Source organism: Jeotgalibacillus terrae (assembly GCF_016908195.1).
In the GTDB taxonomy this organism is placed as follows: Bacteria; Bacillota; Bacilli; order Bacillales; family Jeotgalibacillaceae; genus Jeotgalibacillus; species Jeotgalibacillus terrae.
Genome location: NZ_JAFBDK010000009.1, coordinates 74359 through 91502, shown reverse-complemented (window position 1 = coordinate 91502; position 17144 = coordinate 74359). Strand labels below are relative to the sequence as shown.

Here is a 17144-nt window from a genome sequence, read left to right as displayed (position 1 = left end):
GCTATCCTTTTTTGTATAGACAGGAAATTAATAAATATTCTACAGGGTAAATAATTATAATGTTATTTAAATAAAATATAAGTCGCAATGTGAAATGTTTCACTCTTGTAAAATTGCAGGAAACAGGTTTAAAAACCTTATCACATCAAGGTTAATGTGAATTCCTATAAAAACAATAGGAATGAAGTTTGTCTAAGGCTGATAATGCAAATTTATTCAATTTGTCAAAAAAGTGACGAATAGCTATTGAAATATTACTGTAACATCGTATAATAAGATTTATCAAAATTCAGAAAACTAAATATATTAGAAAAATAAAAAGAACGTGCAATATTGAGGGGGATCACAATGAAGACACAGGAGAAAGTGCTGGATGTAAAAGGTCTCCGCGTTTCATTCTTTACGGATGAAGGAGAAGTGCCTGCGGTAGATGATATTGATTTTTACGTCCGGGAAGGTGAAGTGCTTGGCATCGTAGGAGAGTCGGGTTGCGGTAAGAGTGTTACTTCACTTTCAGTGATGGGACTTATTCCAAGCCCGCCAGGCAAAATAATTGGCGGAGAAATTAAATTAAACGGCGAAGAACTGACAACAGCTTCTGAAAAGAGAATGAGACAGATTCGCGGTAATGATGTTGCGATGATTTTTCAGGAACCGATGACATCACTGAATCCGCTGTTTACGATCGGTAACCAGCTGATGGATGCCATGCTTATACATAAAATGGGGAACAAAAAACAGGCGAAGCAGCGATCGATTGAAATGTTGAAACTTGTCGGTCTGCCAAGAGCTGAGGAACTAATGAATGACTACCCGCACCAATTATCGGGCGGGATGCGTCAGCGTGTGATGATCGCCATGGCGATGGTCTGTAACCCAAGACTGCTGATTGCAGATGAACCGACCACAGCACTTGATGTAACGATTCAGGCACAGATTCTGAAACTGATGAAAGATCTGAATACGAAAATGAACACAGCCATTATGATGATTACCCATGATTTGGGTGTCGTTGCTGAAACGTGTGAACGCATTGTCGTTATGTACGCAGGGAAGGTCGTGGAAACAGGCCCTGCCGTTGAGATATTTAAAGATCCACAGCATCCGTATACGAGAGGGCTGATTCAGTCAGTTCCTGATATGCGTTATAAAAAGCAGCGCCTGTATTCAATTCCGGGTAATGTACCAAAACCCGGATCTATTAAACAGGGATGCCGTTTTGCAGACCGCTGTGAATTTGCTTTTGACCGCTGCAGACAGGAAGATCCTCCTTTATACCAGACAGCGGAGGGACATTCGACAAGATGTTTCCTATTTGACGAAAAGGAGGAAACTGCACATGACAACAGAAACACTGTTAAAAGTTGAAAACCTGAAAAAACATTTCCCGATCCGCGGCGGCATACTCGGTAAAGAAGTAGGATCCGTAAAAGCAGTCGAAGGTGTTTCCTTTGAAGTGAAAAAAGGTGAAACGCTTGGGATTGTAGGGGAGTCGGGGTGCGGAAAATCAACGACCGGACGAATGCTGCTGAGACTGATCGAACCGACGGAAGGTAAAGTGTACTTTGAAGGTCAGGATGTGACAAAACTCAGCACAGGGGATATGAGAAAGCTGAGAAGGGACATGCAGATGGTCTTTCAGGATCCATTTGCTTCTTTAAACCCGCGTCATACAGTAGAAAAAATTCTTGAAGAGCCGATGAAGGTCCATGGAATCGGCACATCGAAAGAACGTAAACAAAAAGTACGCGAGCTTTTGGAAATTGTGGGACTGAGCAGTTATCATGCAAAACGTTACCCGCACCAGTTCAGTGGCGGTCAGCGTCAGAGAATCGGGATTGCGCGCGCACTGATGACGCAGCCAAAATTAATTATCGCAGATGAGCCGGTTTCAGCGCTCGATGTATCCATCCAGTCTCAGGTGCTGAACCTGATGCAGGATCTCCAAAAGGAATTTCAGCTTACGTATATCGTGATCGCACATGATCTCGGTGTCGTTCGCCATATAAGTGACCGTGTAGGGGTGATGTATCTTGGCCGGATGGCTGAGCTGACAGACAGTGAAAAACTGTATGACAAGCCGCTTCATCCATATACACAGGCACTATTATCAGCGGTTCCAATTCCGGATCCACTGTATGAAAAAGATGCAGTCGTACTCGAAGGCGATATTCCGAGTCCGTCGAACCCGCCATCAGGGTGCGCATTCCACACCAGATGTCCGTTTAAAATGGATGTCTGCTCACAAAAAGTTCCTGAACTGAGGGAACATGAACCCGGACACTACGTTGCCTGCCATTTATATACAGAAGAAGGCAGTGCAGCGGGTCAAAATAAACAACCACTTGAGGAGGGAAAGTATGAATAAGAAAGCTTGGTTATTGTTTTTTGTTTTATTACTTACAGTATCAACAGCTCTGTTTGGCTGCTCGAGCGATGACAGCTCATCGGATGACGGCGGTTCTACAGGCAATGACGGCGGCGGTGACGCAGCTGAAGAAACAGATGGGGAAACTCAGGACACACTGGTATTTGGACGCGGGGGCGACTCAGTTGCGCTTGATCCGATTACTGTAACAGATGGGGAATCATTCAAAGTAACAAAGAATATCTTCGAAACACTAGTTGAATTTGGAGAGCAGGATACTGATATTAACCCTGGTCTTGCAGAAGAATGGGAAGTTTCAGAAGATGGTCTGACTTACACATTTATGCTGCGTGATGGCGTTACTTTCCATGACGGAGAAGCTTTCAATGCTGATGCGGTTGTTGCAAACTTTGACCGCTGGGCTAATGGTACAGAAGACAAGTTCTACTACTATAAGTCAATGTTTGGCGGATTTGGTGATGAAGAAGGACATGTAATCGAGTCAGTTACAGCAGTTGACGAGTCAACAGTTGAAATCAAACTGAAGCGCCCGCAGGCACCATTCCTAAAGAATATTGCAATGAGTCCATTCGCAATCGTTTCACCTAAAGCACTTTCTGAAATGAGTGAAGATGAGCTTGCTGAAAACCCGGTAGGTACTGGACCATTCAAGTTTGTTGAGTGGAGAAGAAACGAGCGTATCGTACTTGAAAAGAACGAAGACTACTGGAATTCTGAATATCCAAAAGTAAATCAGGTTATTTTCCGTTCAATTCCTGAAAACTCAGCACGTCTGAATGCACTGATGAGCGGTGAGATTGACCTTGCAGACGGTATTAACCCAAGTGATGCTCCACAAATCGAAGGAGATGACAGCCTTCAGCTGTTCGAACGTCCTTCAATGAACGTTGGATACCTGGGTCTTACAGTAACACGTGAACCATTTAATGATCCTAAAGTACGTCAGGCGATGAATCATGCAATTGACCGTCAGGCAATTGTTGATGCATTCTTCGAAGGACGCGCTGAAGTAGCGAAAAACCCAATGCCTCCAGTTATTGCTGGATATAATGATGACATTGAAGGCTATGAGTATGACCCTGAGAAAGCAAAAGCACTTCTTGAAGAAGCAGGTCTTGGTGATGGATTTGATATGGAACTTTGGGCAATGCCAGTTCCACGTCCATATATGCCGGATGGCCAGAAGGTAGCTGAAGCTATTCAGAGTAACCTTGCTGATGTAGGTATCAATGCTGAGATCGTTACTTACGAGTGGGCAACTTATCTTGAAAAAGCACGTATGGGAGAAGCAGATGCATTCCTTCTTGGATGGACTGGAGATAACGGAGATGCTGACAACTTCCTTTATGTACTGCTTGATCAGGATAACATTGGAAGTAACAACTATACGTACTATGAAAATCAGGAAGTACATGATCTGTTAATTCAGGCACAGTCTGAAACAGATGAAGATACACGTAATCAGCTTTATATGGAAGCACAAGAACTGATTCATCAGGATGCACCATGGGTACCACTTGCACACTCCACGCCTCTATTAGCAGGAAGTGCAAACCTTCAAGGCTTTATGCCTCACCCGACTGGTTCTGACTGGTTACACACAGTTTATTTCGAATAATTCAGTAAGACCTTTTTTCGGGGGAAGGTGAACATTCGCCTTTCCCTTTCTTTATGTCTATGTACTACATATTAAATAGTTTTGGTAAAGTCTGTTGTTGTTTGTATCCAGCTGGTGATTGTAGCGGAAGGGGACGACTCCAGCAGGAGAAATCGGACAGGTGAGACCCCGCAGCGCGAAGCGCGAGGAGGCTCAACGCCGATCCTGTGGAAAGCGTTCCCCTGAAGCGGAAATCACCAGCCAACTTCAACAGAACCTATTAAATACATCATGTTGAACTTTGAGGGGTGAATGAACATGCTCCAGTATATTATCAGACGATTACTGCAGCTGATTCCTGTATTGCTGGGAATGACTTTTATCGTATTCCTGATTATCCGTGCAATTCCCGGGGACCCTGCACTTGTGATTCTAGGGCAGCAGGCAACTGAAGATGCAGTCGCAGCGCTCAGAGAATCGCTTGGCCTGGATGAACCGTGGTATGTACAGTATTTTCAGTATCTGGGGAACCTGCTGACTGGGGACCTGGGTGAATCAATCCGGACAAGAACACCGGTTAATGAAGAAATCTGGCCTTATCTGGCTACTACGTTTGAACTCTCTATTTTTGCGATTGTGATCGCAGTCATTGTGGGTGTAAATGCAGGTATTATCTCTGCCTGGTTCCAGAACTCATGGTTCGATTACACAGCAATGGTCCTTGCACTTGTCGGTGTATCTATGCCAATCTTCTGGCTTGGACTGATGATGCAGTATCAATTTTCACTTCAGTGGGACTGGTTCCCGACAACCGGACGTGAAAATGTACGTGATCCTGTTAATGCCATTACAAATCTGTATTTAATCGATACATTGATTCAGGGACGCTTCGATCAGTTTGTCGTTGTGCTGAAACATCTCGTTATGCCGGGTATTGCACTTGCAACGATCCCGATGGCAATTATTGCACGTATGACACGATCAAGCATGCTTGAAGTCATGAAGTCTGATTACATTCGTACAGCACGTGCCAAGGGTGAAAAAATGTTTTGGGTTGTCTATAAGCACTCTTTAAAAAATGCAATTATTCCTGTACTTACAGTCATTGGTCTGCAGACGGGTCTATTACTTGGAGGGGCAATTCTGACTGAGACAATCTTCGGTCTTCCGGGGGTTGGGCGTTACATCTATGAAGGAATTTCATCACGTGATTATCCTGTTATTCAGTCAGGGATTTTAATCGTAGCCTTTATCTTCGTTATGATCAATCTGATTGTTGATATTCTGTATTCAGTCATTGATCCGCGGATCCGTTATAACTAAAGACATGAAAGTAAGAGAGGAGTGACTTGCAATGGGTGAGCCAGCTCAAAGACTGGAACCGGCTAATAAGCCGCCTCAGGAAGAAACGATTTCCCCATGGAAAGAGGCATGGAGGAAATTCAGAAAGAACAAAATTGCACTCGTTGGAACAAGTATTGTTTTCTTCTTTATTTTAGTGGCAATATTTGCACCTCTGATTGCACCGCAGGGTATAAATGAACAGGATCTGCCAAACAGACTCCAGCCGCCATCTGCGGATTTCTGGTTTGGCACAGATGACTTTGGACGGGATATCTTCTCCCGTGTGGTTTTTGGGGCAAGACTATCGTTAACGGTAGGATTTCTTGCAGTAGTCGGCTCTGCCATTGTCGGCAGTATGCTCGGGATTATTGCAGGATACTATGGAAAATGGGTGGATACAATTATCTCCCGTATTTTCGATATCATGCTTGCTTTTCCAAGTATCCTTCTGGCGATTGCTGTCGTCTCGATTCTTGGACCATCACTTCGTAATGCACTGATTGCGATTGCCATTATTAATATTCCGAACTTTGGACGTTTGATCAGATCCCGGGTATTGAGTGTAAAGGAAGAGGAATATATTATGGCTGCAAAAGCGATAGGTATGAGCGACAGCAGAATTCTGTTTTCGCATGTGCTGCCGAACTCAATGACGCCGATCATTGTACAGGGCTCACTTGCGATTGCAACAGCTATTCTAGAAGCCGCAGCGCTTGGATTCCTTGGACTTGGCGCGCAGATTCCTGAACCTGAGTGGGGTGCAATGCTTGCTGCCTCGAGAGCACTGCTCGTACAGGCACCATGGACGTTATTCTTCCCTGGACTTGCGATTATGCTCGCTGTACTTGGATTTAACTTAATGGGTGACGGGTTGCGGGATGCACTCGATCCAAAAATGAAAACATAAAAAATCCGCCGGAGACCCCGGCGGATTTTTACATTCAGACTCTTTCTTTTTTTAGTAAATCCCTGATTTCAGTCAGCAGTTCAGTCTGAGGATCAACCACAGGTGCTGCTGCTTCCTCTTTCGCTTCTTCTTTGCGCTTAAAGCGATTAATCAGTTTGACGAAAAGAAAGATGGCAAACGCCACAATAATAAAGTCAATAATGGCCTGAATAAAGATTCCATATGTAACCTCGGCATTTCCAACTGTCAGGGCAAGTCCTGAGAAGTTAATTCCTCCAAGAATGATACCAACAAGCGGTGTAATAATATTAGTAACAAGTGCAGTCACAATTTTTCCAAATGCAGCACCAAGTACAACAGCAATTGCAAGCTCAAGTACATTACCACGCATCGCAAACTCCCTGAATTCCTTCAGCATATATTCCCACCATCCTTTTTTGATTATTATATACTAATTGACTAATAGTTTGGCTATGTTAAAGCCCAATATTGTTTTAGCACAGCTGGTGATTGAAGCGGAAGGGGGACGACTCCAGCAGGATAAGCGTGACAGGTGAGACCCCGCAGAAGCTTAGCTTCGAGGAGGCTCACCGCACGCCCTGCGGAAAGCGTTCCCCCTGTAGCGGAAATCAACAGCCACCTTTAACAGAGCTAATAGTTTAATAGACAAAGAAAAAACCGGCTGCAGGTCAGCCGGTTATAGAGAAAATCTCTTCCTGTTGCTTAATATATTCAATCGTGCGGTCATTAAATTCCTGCGGCTGGTCAATATTGCAGACATGACCTGATTTTCGGATAGTGACATAACTTAGAGACGGATCACGCTTTACAAGCTCCTCAACAGGTGCTCTGAAAAGGTAATCCTCCTGTCCCATGACAAAGAATGTCGGAACACCTTTATGATCAAGCTGAAGCTTTGCAAGATAAGGATTAATCATTTTGGTCAGCGAGAACCATTTGATAAATTCTTTCTGGCACATTTTCTTCGCAGAATTCACAAAGGCAAGTCTCGATTCCTCGTGACGTCTGTTTGGCATAATGATCCATGCAAACAGTTTATATAACAGCATATAAGGGATAAAGCGCTTTGTTGTACGTCCGACCCATAATAAAAACTTTGTGCGGATATCAAGCTGAATGATTGCGCCACACAATGTCTGCGAGCGGACATATCGCGTATACTCACTTGTTATCGTCTGAACGACAATTGTCCCGAGTGAAATCCCGATAAAATGTGAATGGGTTATTTTTTCAGCATCAAGTACGTCGATGACTTCTTTTGCAATTTCTCTGAACGTGTCACCTTTTCTCCAGCGGCCGCGCTCGGATTGACCGTGTCCTCGGAGATCGATCACAAGTACATTAAAATGTTTTCTATATTCTTTAATCTGTTTGAACCATATGCTCGAACTGCCTCCCGCTCCGTGAATGAATGTCACCCAGGGGAGGGACTGCTGTCTGAAATACGTACGATAATGAAGCAAAGGGGCAACTCCTTTACAAACTTTTTCTTCTACTATCTAAACACACTATGAAGCTCTTAATCAACTGTTAGTGGGTTTCGAAGTAAAGGTGTTTATGCAGACTGCAGCCGGGATTAAAGGCTGCTTTGCATGATGGGCAAGTTGAATTTGACTGCAAATATTCGTCAATCGTCAACTCGGTTCCACATTTTCCGCAGAGAATTGCTTTTTCGCTAAAATGTTCAGCAGGCCACACCTGTCTGTTGCCGCAGCCGCTTTCCTCGTGACAGCTGACACAGGGAAAGTATTGTCTGCAGCAATAAAATTTGATTGCAATAATATCCTTTTCACTGTGATAGTGACCACATCTTGTTTCAGAATCGGTAACAGCACCGTACACATAATGCCCGTGAATAATTTGTGTCGATTTCATTTTTTCACCTCTTATATACAAGATTACCACAATGAAAATCCGGCTTCTCCATTTTACATAAAAGGTGTATGATAGCGTTAACAAAAAATCAGAAGGTGATCATATGCTTATACTTGCCATGATTGAACGTCTCGGCATTATCGTCACAGTTGCCTTTCTGTTAACGAGATTACCGTTTTTCAGAAGACTGTTCGATTCACAATCTAAAATTGATAATAAACAGCGGATTCTGCTGGTGATTGTCTTTGGCTGCTTTGGCATTATCGGCACGTATACCGGTATTATTGTCAATCCGATTGAAGATTCAATGGACCGGTGGACAAGAGTGCTGAATGATGATGAAGCAATTGCGAACTCAAGAGTGCTTGGCGTCGTTGTAGCAGGGCTGCTCGGCGGCTGGCGCATTGGTGTTGGTGCAGGCCTGATTGCCGGGGTCCACCGGATGACACTTGGCGGCTTTACCGGCATTGCATGCGGAATTGCCACGATTATTGCCGGGATCCTTGCAGGCGTGATTTCAAAAAAGCAGAAGAAGAACAGAATTATTTCAACACAGGCTGCTTTTGTTGTAGGTGCTTCTGCTGAAGCGGTACAAATGTTGATCATTCTGGGAGTGGCACGGCCTTTTGAAAGGTCTGTTGCACTCGTAGAGGAGATTGGCCTTCCGATGATCCTTGCAAATGGAATCGGTACAGCCCTATTCGTATTGATTATCAAAAGCGTTATTCAGGAAGAGGAGCGTATGGGGGCTGTTCAATCCCAGAAAGCGCTGCGGATCGCCAACCTGACACTTACGCATATGAGAAAAGGTTTAACACCTGTATCTGCAGCAGAAGTATGCGCGATACTATATAAAGAAATTCCATCTTTAGCGGTCGCGATTACAGACCGTAAAAAGATTCTGTCTCATATCGGCAGCGGTCTTGATCACCACGGGGCAGGAGAAGAAATACGGACTGAAGCCACAAGGTACGTGATTGAATCCGGACAGGGCGTGACAGTAGGTAAAGACTCTATTCAGTGTATGGACCCTGACTGCATGCTTCAGGCGGCAGTTATTGCGCCTCTTAAAAGAAAAGACCAGACAATCGGCACGTTAAAAGTATATTTTTCATCAGAACGTTCCATCTCGCCTATCATGCTTGAATTGATCACCGGGCTGACAACATTATTAAGTCATCAGCTTGAAATTGCAGATGGAGAAAAACACCGTGAGCTTGCCAGAGAATCTGAGATTAAAATGCTTCAGGCGCAGGTAAGTCCTCACTTTCTATTTAACGCGCTGAACACAATTGTATCGCTGATCAGAACGAATCCTGATCATGCGAGGAAATTGCTGATTTCTTTGTCAGCGTTCTTCAGGCAGAATCTGGCCGGTACCACAAGAAAAGTCTCTACACTGAGCGAAGAGATTGAACATGTGAAATCATACTTATCAATCGAAGAAGCCAGGTTTTTTGACCGGCTGGATGTATTTTATGAAATTGAGGATACGGCGCTCTCAGCATCTGTTCCGCCGCTCACCCTGCAACCACTCGTTGAAAACGCAGTAAAGCACGGACTGAAAGGGAAAAGTGAAGAAGGCAGATTAATTGTAAGAGCCTTTAAAGATGGGGACAGAATCAGAATCGAAGTTGAAGACAATGGAGAAGGAATTGAAAAAACCCGGATCGAATCACTCCTTGAAACTACAGTCACATCTGAAAAAGGAACCGGGATTGGTCTCTACAACCTGAATGAACGCCTGATCAAAATCATCGGCGAGCAGTCAAAGCTGTCTATTCAATCAGCAGAAATGAAGGGAACGATCGTCAGCTTCTCTGTTCCCTGTCCAAATGAAGAATTTGCTAAAGGAGTTATGTAGCCATGGAAATACGGGCAGTGATCATTGATGACGAACCGCTCAGCAGGCAGGAACTGCTTCACCTTTTGAAAGTCCATTCAGATATATTGGTGATCGGTGAAGCGCCGTCTGCAGAAAAAGGAATGGAAATGGTGCTTACCGAAGAACCGGATGTACTGTTTCTCGATATAGAAATGACCGGTATGAATGGAGTGGAGCTGGCTGAAGCACTCCAGAAAATGAAAAAACCGCCGGCCATTATTTTTGCAACGGCTTATCCAGACTATGCTGTAAAAGCCTTCAGGGTGGAGGCAGTTGACTATCTACTGAAACCTTTCGATGAAAATCAGCTCGATCAGGCCATCAGCCGGTTGAAATTAAGAATACAGCCCAAGGAAGTAAAGCTGCCTTCAGCCGGAAGACTGGCAGTGCAGAGTGAAGACAGAATCATTTATCTTGAGCCGGGTGAATTACTATATGTATACAGAGAAGGGCGCGATACGTTTCTTGTCAGTGAAAAAGGAACGTATCCGACTAAATCCTCTTTAAAGGATCTTGAAAACAAGCTCAAACCATTTTCATTTTTCCGGGTCCATAAAGGATACCTGGTGAACATTAAAAAAGTGGAAGAACTCGTCTCCTGGAGTACCAATGTATTTGAACTGAAAGTGAGAAATAGTGAGAAGCTGATTCCAGTCAGCAGAAATTATGTAAAAGATTTACGTGAAACGCTTGAACTGTGAAGATTTTCTTCATACAGTTCAGGCGTTTATTTTTACTTTTCAAACCGGATTTGTATCACGTTGTCCGTATTTTGTCCAAAAAATGAACAGAGCAGATAAAATGAAAGCGGATACAAAAATGATGAGGGGGAAAGATAAATGGTTACATTTCTCGTCGCAATTGCTCTATTAATTGTTGGGTATTTTACGTATGGTAAGTTTGTAGAGAAAATATTCGGGGTGAAGGAAGAACGTATGACGCCGGCTTATGCCAATGCTGACGGTGTGGATTACGTGCCGATGGATACAAAAAGAAATTCAATGATTCAACTGCTCAATATCGCAGGGGTCGGTCCGATCTTTGGTCCAATTATGGGGGCACTATACGGGCCGGTTGCATTTTTATGGATCGTATTCGGCTGTATTTTTGCCGGAGCCGTTCATGATTACTTAACAGGCATGATCTCAATCAGAAACAGAGGGGCTCACCTCCCAGAACTTGCAGGAAAGTTCCTTGGAAAAGCCTTCAGACATGTTGTAAATGCATTCTCAATTCTGTTGCTGGTACTTGTAGGAACAGTATTTGTCACTGCACCTGCTGCCCTGATCGCAGATATTTCACCTGCATGGGTAACAATGGGTGCAATCGTTGTAGCAATCTTCCTGTATTACATTGTGGCAACATTACTTCCGGTCGATAAAGTCATTGGCCGTCTATATCCAATCTTCGGTGCACTGCTTGTCATCAGTGCAATTGGAGTTGGCGGTGCGTTGATCGTTCAGGGACATCCGATTCCTGAGATGACATTTGAAAATATGCATCCGGGTGGACTCGCGGTGTTCCCGCTATTGTTCCTGACCATTTCATGTGGTGCACTATCAGGGTTCCATGCAACACAGTCACCGATCATTTCAAGAACGACTCAAAAAGAAAGCCAGGGAAGAAAAATCTTCTACGGCATGATGATCTTAGAGGGAATCATTGCAATGATCTGGGCAGCAGCCGGTATGGCACTGTTCAGTGGTGAGGGTCTGAATGAAGTACTTGCTGCAGGCGGACCGGCAGCAGTTGTAAGAGAAGTGTCGATTACAACACTAGGTGCAATTGGCGGTACACTTGCGATTCTTGGTGTGATCGTTCTGCCGATTACATCAGGGGATACTGCATTCAGAAGTGCGCGTATGATTATTGCTGATTATATTAAAGTGGGTCAAAAGAAAATATCAAACCGTCTCTGGATTGCACTGCCGCTGTTTGTTATCTCAGTCGTGTTGACACAGGTAGACTTTAACCTGCTTTGGAGATACTTCTCCTGGGCGAATCAGTCAACCGCTATGATCGCCTTATGGGTTGGTGCAATGTACCTCGCACTCCAGCGGAAAAACTTCTGGATTGCAGCAGTTCCGGCTGCATTTATTACGATGGCCACATTCACTTATATCCTGAATGCAGAAATCGGCTTCAGACTGCCGATTGAAATTGCATATGCAGGAGCTGCGCTGATCACAGCTGCATCAATTGCTGCATTCTTCTATACTGTCAAAGTGCGTCTTGCCGCAAGCGACTCAGGTCTGCGTCCGATTGTCGTAGATGAAGAACTTGATCGTTCTGCCTGATTTGTAAAATACAAATCCTGGCGGATGTGACCGGTAATTTGGATGATGTGACCCGTAAAACTCAATTAATGACCTATATAATTGCAGGTGTGACCTGTAAAAGCTCTATCGGGAGTATTGTGACCCGTAAAAAGCATATTGTGACCGGTAAATCATCACATGTGACCCGTAATCCGGCTTATATGACCCGAAAGGTTTTACCCGTCCCTACCCATGGACACTGTTCAGAGTCTCCCTGAAGCTCAACTCAGCAGTCAGCTTTAATTGAGCTTTTCATAAATAGATGTAAGAAAACCTTCTTTTCAACATAAGAAGGTTTTTTTACGCTTGAAATAGGAAATAACAGCAGTATACGCGCTTCTTATTCATTGTTTTAAGTCTGAAAATTCTATATATTTAAAGAAAGCGGAAGGAGCAGCCAATGTCTGTAGCTGAATGGATATTTATCGTTGTCAGTATTGCATGGATTGGGGAATTTATATTCTTCCGTAATCGGGGTACCGGTGAGGGAGACCCTTTGGAACAGAAATCATTTTACTATATTCTGATGAGTCTGTTAGCGATGATTCTGCTGTCTCTTGTGCTTCAGGAACTGAGAGGGACTGCAGCAGGTGAAGCGCTGGTATGGATCGGATTACTTCTTTTCGCGCTGGGTGTGTTCTTAAGGTACTGGGGAATCCTTCATCTGAAAGCCCAGTTCACCCGTCACGTAACAGTAAGAGAAGGGGATCAGATTGTCAGTACAGGTCCTTACCGTAAGCTGCGTCACCCGTTATACACAGGTCTTTTTTTTATTGGTACAGGGATGACACTTTTCTTTACAAGCGTCATTGCAACAGTACTTGGTGCAGTAGCTCTGACCTTTACACTCTTGATCAGAATCCGTTATGAAGAGAAGCTGCTTATGTCAAAGTTCGGCCCGGAATATGAACAATGGATGAAGCACAGATACAGGCTGATTCCATTTATATACTGATAAAAAGGGAGTGGGAGTATGAAGAAAAAAGCAATCGTAGTTGGAGCAGGACTGGCGGGAATGTCAGCTGCAATCCGCCTTGCAGGAGACGGGTATGATGTGAAAATCATTGAAAAGAACAGTAATGTAGGTGGAAAGTTAAATAAAAGAGAAGGTAAAGGATTCAGCTTTGATACAGGTCCATCTATCCTGACAATGCCATGGGTACTTGAGCAGTTGTTCTCAAGCGTTCACAGACGCGTTGAAGATTACATAACGATTGAAAGAGTAGAGCCTCAATGGCGGACTTTCTTCGAAGACGGGACTAAGATTGATGTCACCAGCGATCTGCCGGATATGCTTGAAGAAATGAAGAAAGTATCAGGTGACACTTCTGCAAAGCTCACAGAACTGATTCACTATGCTGAAAATATGTACGAGCTCTGCATGAAGAGCTTCTATAAATACAGCCTTGCTGATCTGAAGGATCTGAAGCAGCATCATACGCTGAAAGAACTGATGGCGATGGATCCGTTAAGTACCGTGGCTGATGGAACGAAAAAGCGTCTGAATAATAAGTACCTTGAACAGATGTTTAATTTCTTTGTCATGTATGTAGGATCGAACCCTTATCAGGCACCAGCCATTTTAAATCAGCTGATCTATGTACAGCTTGGTCTTGGCATTCATTATGTGAAAGGCGGAATGTATAACATCGCTGAAGGCATGAAGCAATTGCTGAATGAACTGCGCGTGGATATTCAGCTGAACACGCCTGTTGATCACCTCGTGATTGAAGGGAAAGAAGTAAAAGGGATCCGCACAGCAGACGGCACACTGCATGAAGCAGATATTGTCGTATCCAACCTTGAGGCAATCCCTGCCTACCGCAGCCTTGTACCGCATAAGGAAGGTAAGAAGGAAGCGAAGAAGCTGAACAAAAAGTTTGTGCCAAGTGTATCAGGGCTTGTCTTACTGCTTGGAGTTGACCGTCAGTTTGACGATCTGAAGCACCATAACTTCTTTTTCTCTGAAAACCCGGAGAAAGAATTCCATGATATCTTTGAAAAAGGTATCCCGTCAGATGATCCGACAGTCTATATCGGCATCTCCGCACGATCTGATGATTCGCAGGCACCTAAAGGAAAAGATAATCTGTTTGTCCTGACTCACGTGCCACCTTTAAAAGAAGGAGATCACGGTAAGTATGACTGGGCAGAGTACCGCGAGCTTGTCCTTGATAAGCTTGAACGCAATGGAATGAAAGGACTCAGAGATTCAATTGAATTTGAATACCGCTTCACGCCTGAAGACCTTGAAGAATTATATGGACCAAACGGCGGTTCAATCTACGGCGTCGCTTCAGATAAGAAAAAGAACGGCGGATTTAAAATTCCAGCCAAGAGTGAACTCTACGACAACCTGTACTTTGTAGGAGGTTCAACTCATCCAGGCGGAGGCGTTCCAATGGTTACGCTATCGGGTCAGCTGACAGCAGACCTGATCAAAGAACATGAAACACAAAAACAGCCCTCATAAATAATCTTGAGCAACTGTCCGGCACATCAGCCATTATTGATGTGCCGGATAGTTTTTTTATATGGCGAAAAATTAATTTCATTGTAAACAGGATTTTCCAAAAATCTGAAGAATATAAAAAGAAATGATTGCAGAGGATGGGCTTACAATGAAATTAAAAAAATCTGCCAGGAACGGACTGATTGTTATTGCACTCTCCACAGCAGTTATCACTGTTGTGAATCTGATGGTCTCAGTGCCGTCATACAACGGTGACAACGCATCGGCCTATTTAGAAAAAGAAGTAGCTTTTACAAATAATCAGGGGGAAGTAACCGATTCTTTTAAAGTATACGGTGGTAATGAAGATGAATTGTATATCTGGTACGCTTTTGATGAGTTTCTCGCAGCAGAAAATGAAACAGGCTCAAGCGCGTCACTTGCCGTCAAGCTGCTAATTGAAAACGGAAAAGTGGTGGGACATGAAGTACCCGGCGATGGAGAATTGTATGTGGACAGTATGAAGGAATTATTCCCCTGGCACGTCAGATGGCGCATGCCTCGGGGGGAGGTGCCTTTATCAATAGAAAGAGAGATAGAGATGGAACAGGCGCGTATTTTAGCAGAAATAAAAGAAATGAAGAGTAAGCAAGAGAATTAAAAACTGCCGGGGGGATAGCCTCCGGCAGTTTTCGTATTATTTCTTTTCGTTTGCTTTTCTTTCCGCTTTCAATTGTTTTGCTGTTTTTAACTTTGGCCGCGGAAATTCTTTTCGCAGCAGGTTAAACAGCGTAAATATCATTAAGAGTAAGATAATCGTAAATGGCAGTGCAGATACAAGCGAGGCCGTCTGCAAGCCTTCAAGGCCGCTGGCTACAAGCAGTACGGCGGCGATCGAACCAAGCAATACGCCCCATACGATACGTACAACTAACGGTGGATTCAGTCCGCCGCTCGTTGTCATACTACTGATAATATAAGTAGCCGAGTCTGCTGAAGTGATCAGGAATGTTAAAATCAGCAGAATTGATAGCACTGACAATACAGTTGAGAACGGTAATTGATCAAATGTTGAGAACAATGCACTTGTTATATCATTGTTAACAGCTTCAGCAATAGAAGTGCCCTGGAATAAATCAAGGTGCAATGCAGTACCACCGAATACAGCAATCCACAATATTGCAATTGCCGGAGGAACGATCAGGACACCGACTACAAATTCACGGATTGTACGTCCTTTTGAGACACGTGCAATAAATGCGCCGACAAACGGTGACCAGGCAATTGCCCATGCCCAGTAGAAGATCGTCCAGTCACGCACCCATGTACCTTCAACGTATGGCTGCAAACGGAGGCTGTAACGCACAAAGTTTGTAATGTAATCTCCAAGCCCCAGTACGAATGTTTCCAGAATAAAGACAGTTGGTCCAACAAAGAATACAAATATCATCAGTACAAGTGCTGCGCCAAGGTTGATATTACTCAGCCATTTGATTCCTTTATCAATACCAGTGGTTGTTGAAAGCAGGAACAGGGCAGTTAATACTAACGTGATCATCACCTGTACAAACGCGTTATTTGGAATATTTAATACACTGTTCAGACCACCGTTGATTTGTAAAATACCAAGCCCAAGTGAAGTCGCAACACCCATAACAGTTGCAATAACTGCAAGAATATCAATTGTCTGGTTAATTGGCTGTTTCATCTTTCCTTCTTTAATCAATGGTGAAAGGCTGGTTGAAATTAAACCATTTGTCTTTCTGCGGAACTGAAAGTATGCAATGATTAACCCGACAATGGCGAACGTAGCCCACTGACTGACTCCCCAGTGGAAAAACGAATAGGCCATAGAAAGTCTTGCACCTTCTTCAGTTAATGGTTCAACTCCGGCTTCCGGTGAAGTGTAAAAATGACTCATTGGCTCTGCGATTCCCCAGAATACAAGACTTACACCGAATCCTGCTGAGAATAACATTCCGATCCATGTGAAAACCGGATAATCGGGACGTTCATCATCCCCACCAAGTCTTACACGTCCATATCTGCTTAATGCAATAAAAATTAAAAATAATACAAAGAAGAATACAGATAGCAGGTAAAGCCACCCAAATGATTGGGTTGTGAATCCGAACGCAGCATTCGCACCCGTTGCAAACTGGTTAGGTAAGAATGCTCCAATCAGCACAAGTGCAGCAATGATTGCAGCGGATATGTAAAATACCCTTCCAAGCGGTTTTTTCTCTTTGTTCATAACGTCTCCTTTCTGATTACCTGTGTTATTTGCACCACCTTAGTACTTAGTTCCCTATCTATAAATGACTAAACAGCTTATTGAGAAGTTTAAAATGATGTT

Annotated in this window: 15 protein-coding genes; 11 read left to right on the top strand and 4 right to left on the bottom strand. The window is 43.8% G+C overall.

Annotated features, from left to right (window positions below; translation table 11 throughout):
• Positions 1 to 348 precede the first annotated feature (348 nt).
• The 5 genes from JOD21_RS10910 (at position 349) to JOD21_RS10890 (ending at position 6237) form a co-directional block, all read left to right on the top strand.
• Positions 349 to 1368, top strand: coding sequence for an ABC transporter ATP-binding protein (locus JOD21_RS10910; protein ID WP_041121273.1), 1020 nt, complete (start codon positions 349 to 351; stop codon positions 1366 to 1368).
• Complete coding sequence (locus JOD21_RS10905; RefSeq protein ID WP_204729645.1) at positions 1340 to 2368, top strand: ABC transporter ATP-binding protein; 1029 nt, start codon at positions 1340 to 1342, stop codon at positions 2366 to 2368. Before JOD21_RS10910 ends, JOD21_RS10905 begins: the two co-directional genes overlap by 29 nt.
• Positions 2361 to 4007 carry an ABC transporter substrate-binding protein gene (locus JOD21_RS10900; protein ID WP_204729644.1) on the top strand — a complete coding sequence of 549 codons (1647 nt, stop codon included), beginning with the start codon at positions 2361 to 2363 and terminating at the stop codon, positions 4005 to 4007. The genes JOD21_RS10905 and JOD21_RS10900 overlap by 8 nt, the downstream gene beginning before the upstream one ends.
• A gap of 297 nt (positions 4008 to 4304) precedes the next feature.
• Entirely contained in the window at positions 4305 to 5309 is a 1005-nt protein-coding gene (locus tag JOD21_RS10895; RefSeq protein ID WP_204729643.1) for an ABC transporter permease, read from the top strand.
• A 31-nt stretch (positions 5310 to 5340) separates the two neighbouring features.
• Complete coding sequence (locus JOD21_RS10890) at positions 5341 to 6237, top strand: ABC transporter permease (RefSeq protein ID WP_204729642.1); 897 nt, start codon at positions 5341 to 5343, stop codon at positions 6235 to 6237.
• A gap of 34 nt (positions 6238 to 6271) precedes the next feature.
• Here the strand turns inward: JOD21_RS10890 and mscL are convergent, their stop codons facing one another.
• From mscL to JOD21_RS10875, 3 genes are all read right to left on the bottom strand, one after another.
• Positions 6272 to 6655, bottom strand: a complete 384-nt coding sequence (mscL, locus tag JOD21_RS10885) for a large conductance mechanosensitive channel protein MscL (RefSeq protein ID WP_204729641.1) — start codon at positions 6653 to 6655, stop codon at positions 6272 to 6274.
• 271 nt (positions 6656 to 6926) lie between these two features.
• Positions 6927 to 7721, bottom strand: a complete 795-nt coding sequence (locus tag JOD21_RS10880; RefSeq protein WP_204729640.1) for an alpha/beta fold hydrolase — start codon at positions 7719 to 7721, stop codon at positions 6927 to 6929.
• Between the two features lie 67 nt (positions 7722 to 7788).
• Entirely contained in the window at positions 7789 to 8133 is a 345-nt protein-coding gene (locus JOD21_RS10875) for a CHY zinc finger protein (RefSeq protein ID WP_204729639.1), read from the bottom strand.
• Between the two features lie 103 nt (positions 8134 to 8236).
• On the opposite strand from JOD21_RS10875, the gene JOD21_RS10870 reads away from it, so the two are divergent.
• The 6 genes from JOD21_RS10870 (at position 8237) to JOD21_RS10845 (ending at position 15449) form a co-directional block, all read left to right on the top strand.
• Positions 8237 to 9997: a sensor histidine kinase gene (locus JOD21_RS10870; RefSeq protein ID WP_204729638.1), complete on the top strand. Its 1761-nt coding sequence runs from the start codon at positions 8237 to 8239 to the stop codon at positions 9995 to 9997.
• A gap of 2 nt (positions 9998 to 9999) precedes the next feature.
• Entirely contained in the window at positions 10000 to 10719 is a 720-nt protein-coding gene (locus JOD21_RS10865) for a LytR/AlgR family response regulator transcription factor (RefSeq protein ID WP_204729637.1), read from the top strand.
• 138 nt (positions 10720 to 10857) lie between these two features.
• Positions 10858 to 12315 carry a carbon starvation CstA family protein gene (locus JOD21_RS10860; protein ID WP_204729636.1) on the top strand — a complete coding sequence of 486 codons (1458 nt, stop codon included), beginning with the start codon at positions 10858 to 10860 and terminating at the stop codon, positions 12313 to 12315.
• Between the two features lie 421 nt (positions 12316 to 12736).
• Positions 12737 to 13291: a methyltransferase family protein gene (locus JOD21_RS10855; RefSeq protein WP_204729635.1), complete on the top strand. Its 555-nt coding sequence runs from the start codon at positions 12737 to 12739 to the stop codon at positions 13289 to 13291.
• 18 nt (positions 13292 to 13309) lie between these two features.
• The gene (locus JOD21_RS10850; RefSeq protein WP_204729634.1) at positions 13310 to 14809 is read left to right on the top strand and encodes a phytoene desaturase family protein; all 1500 of its coding nucleotides are present in this window, start codon (positions 13310 to 13312) and stop codon (positions 14807 to 14809) included.
• Positions 14810 to 14957: 148 nt separating this feature from the next.
• Positions 14958 to 15449, top strand: coding sequence for a hypothetical protein (locus JOD21_RS10845; RefSeq protein WP_204729633.1), 492 nt, complete (start codon positions 14958 to 14960; stop codon positions 15447 to 15449).
• 36 nt (positions 15450 to 15485) lie between these two features.
• Here JOD21_RS10845 and JOD21_RS10840 read toward each other — a convergent pair whose 3' ends face one another.
• The gene (locus JOD21_RS10840; RefSeq protein WP_204729632.1) at positions 15486 to 17042 is read right to left on the bottom strand and encodes a BCCT family transporter; all 1557 of its coding nucleotides are present in this window, start codon (positions 17040 to 17042) and stop codon (positions 15486 to 15488) included.
• Positions 17043 to 17144 lie beyond the last annotated feature (102 nt).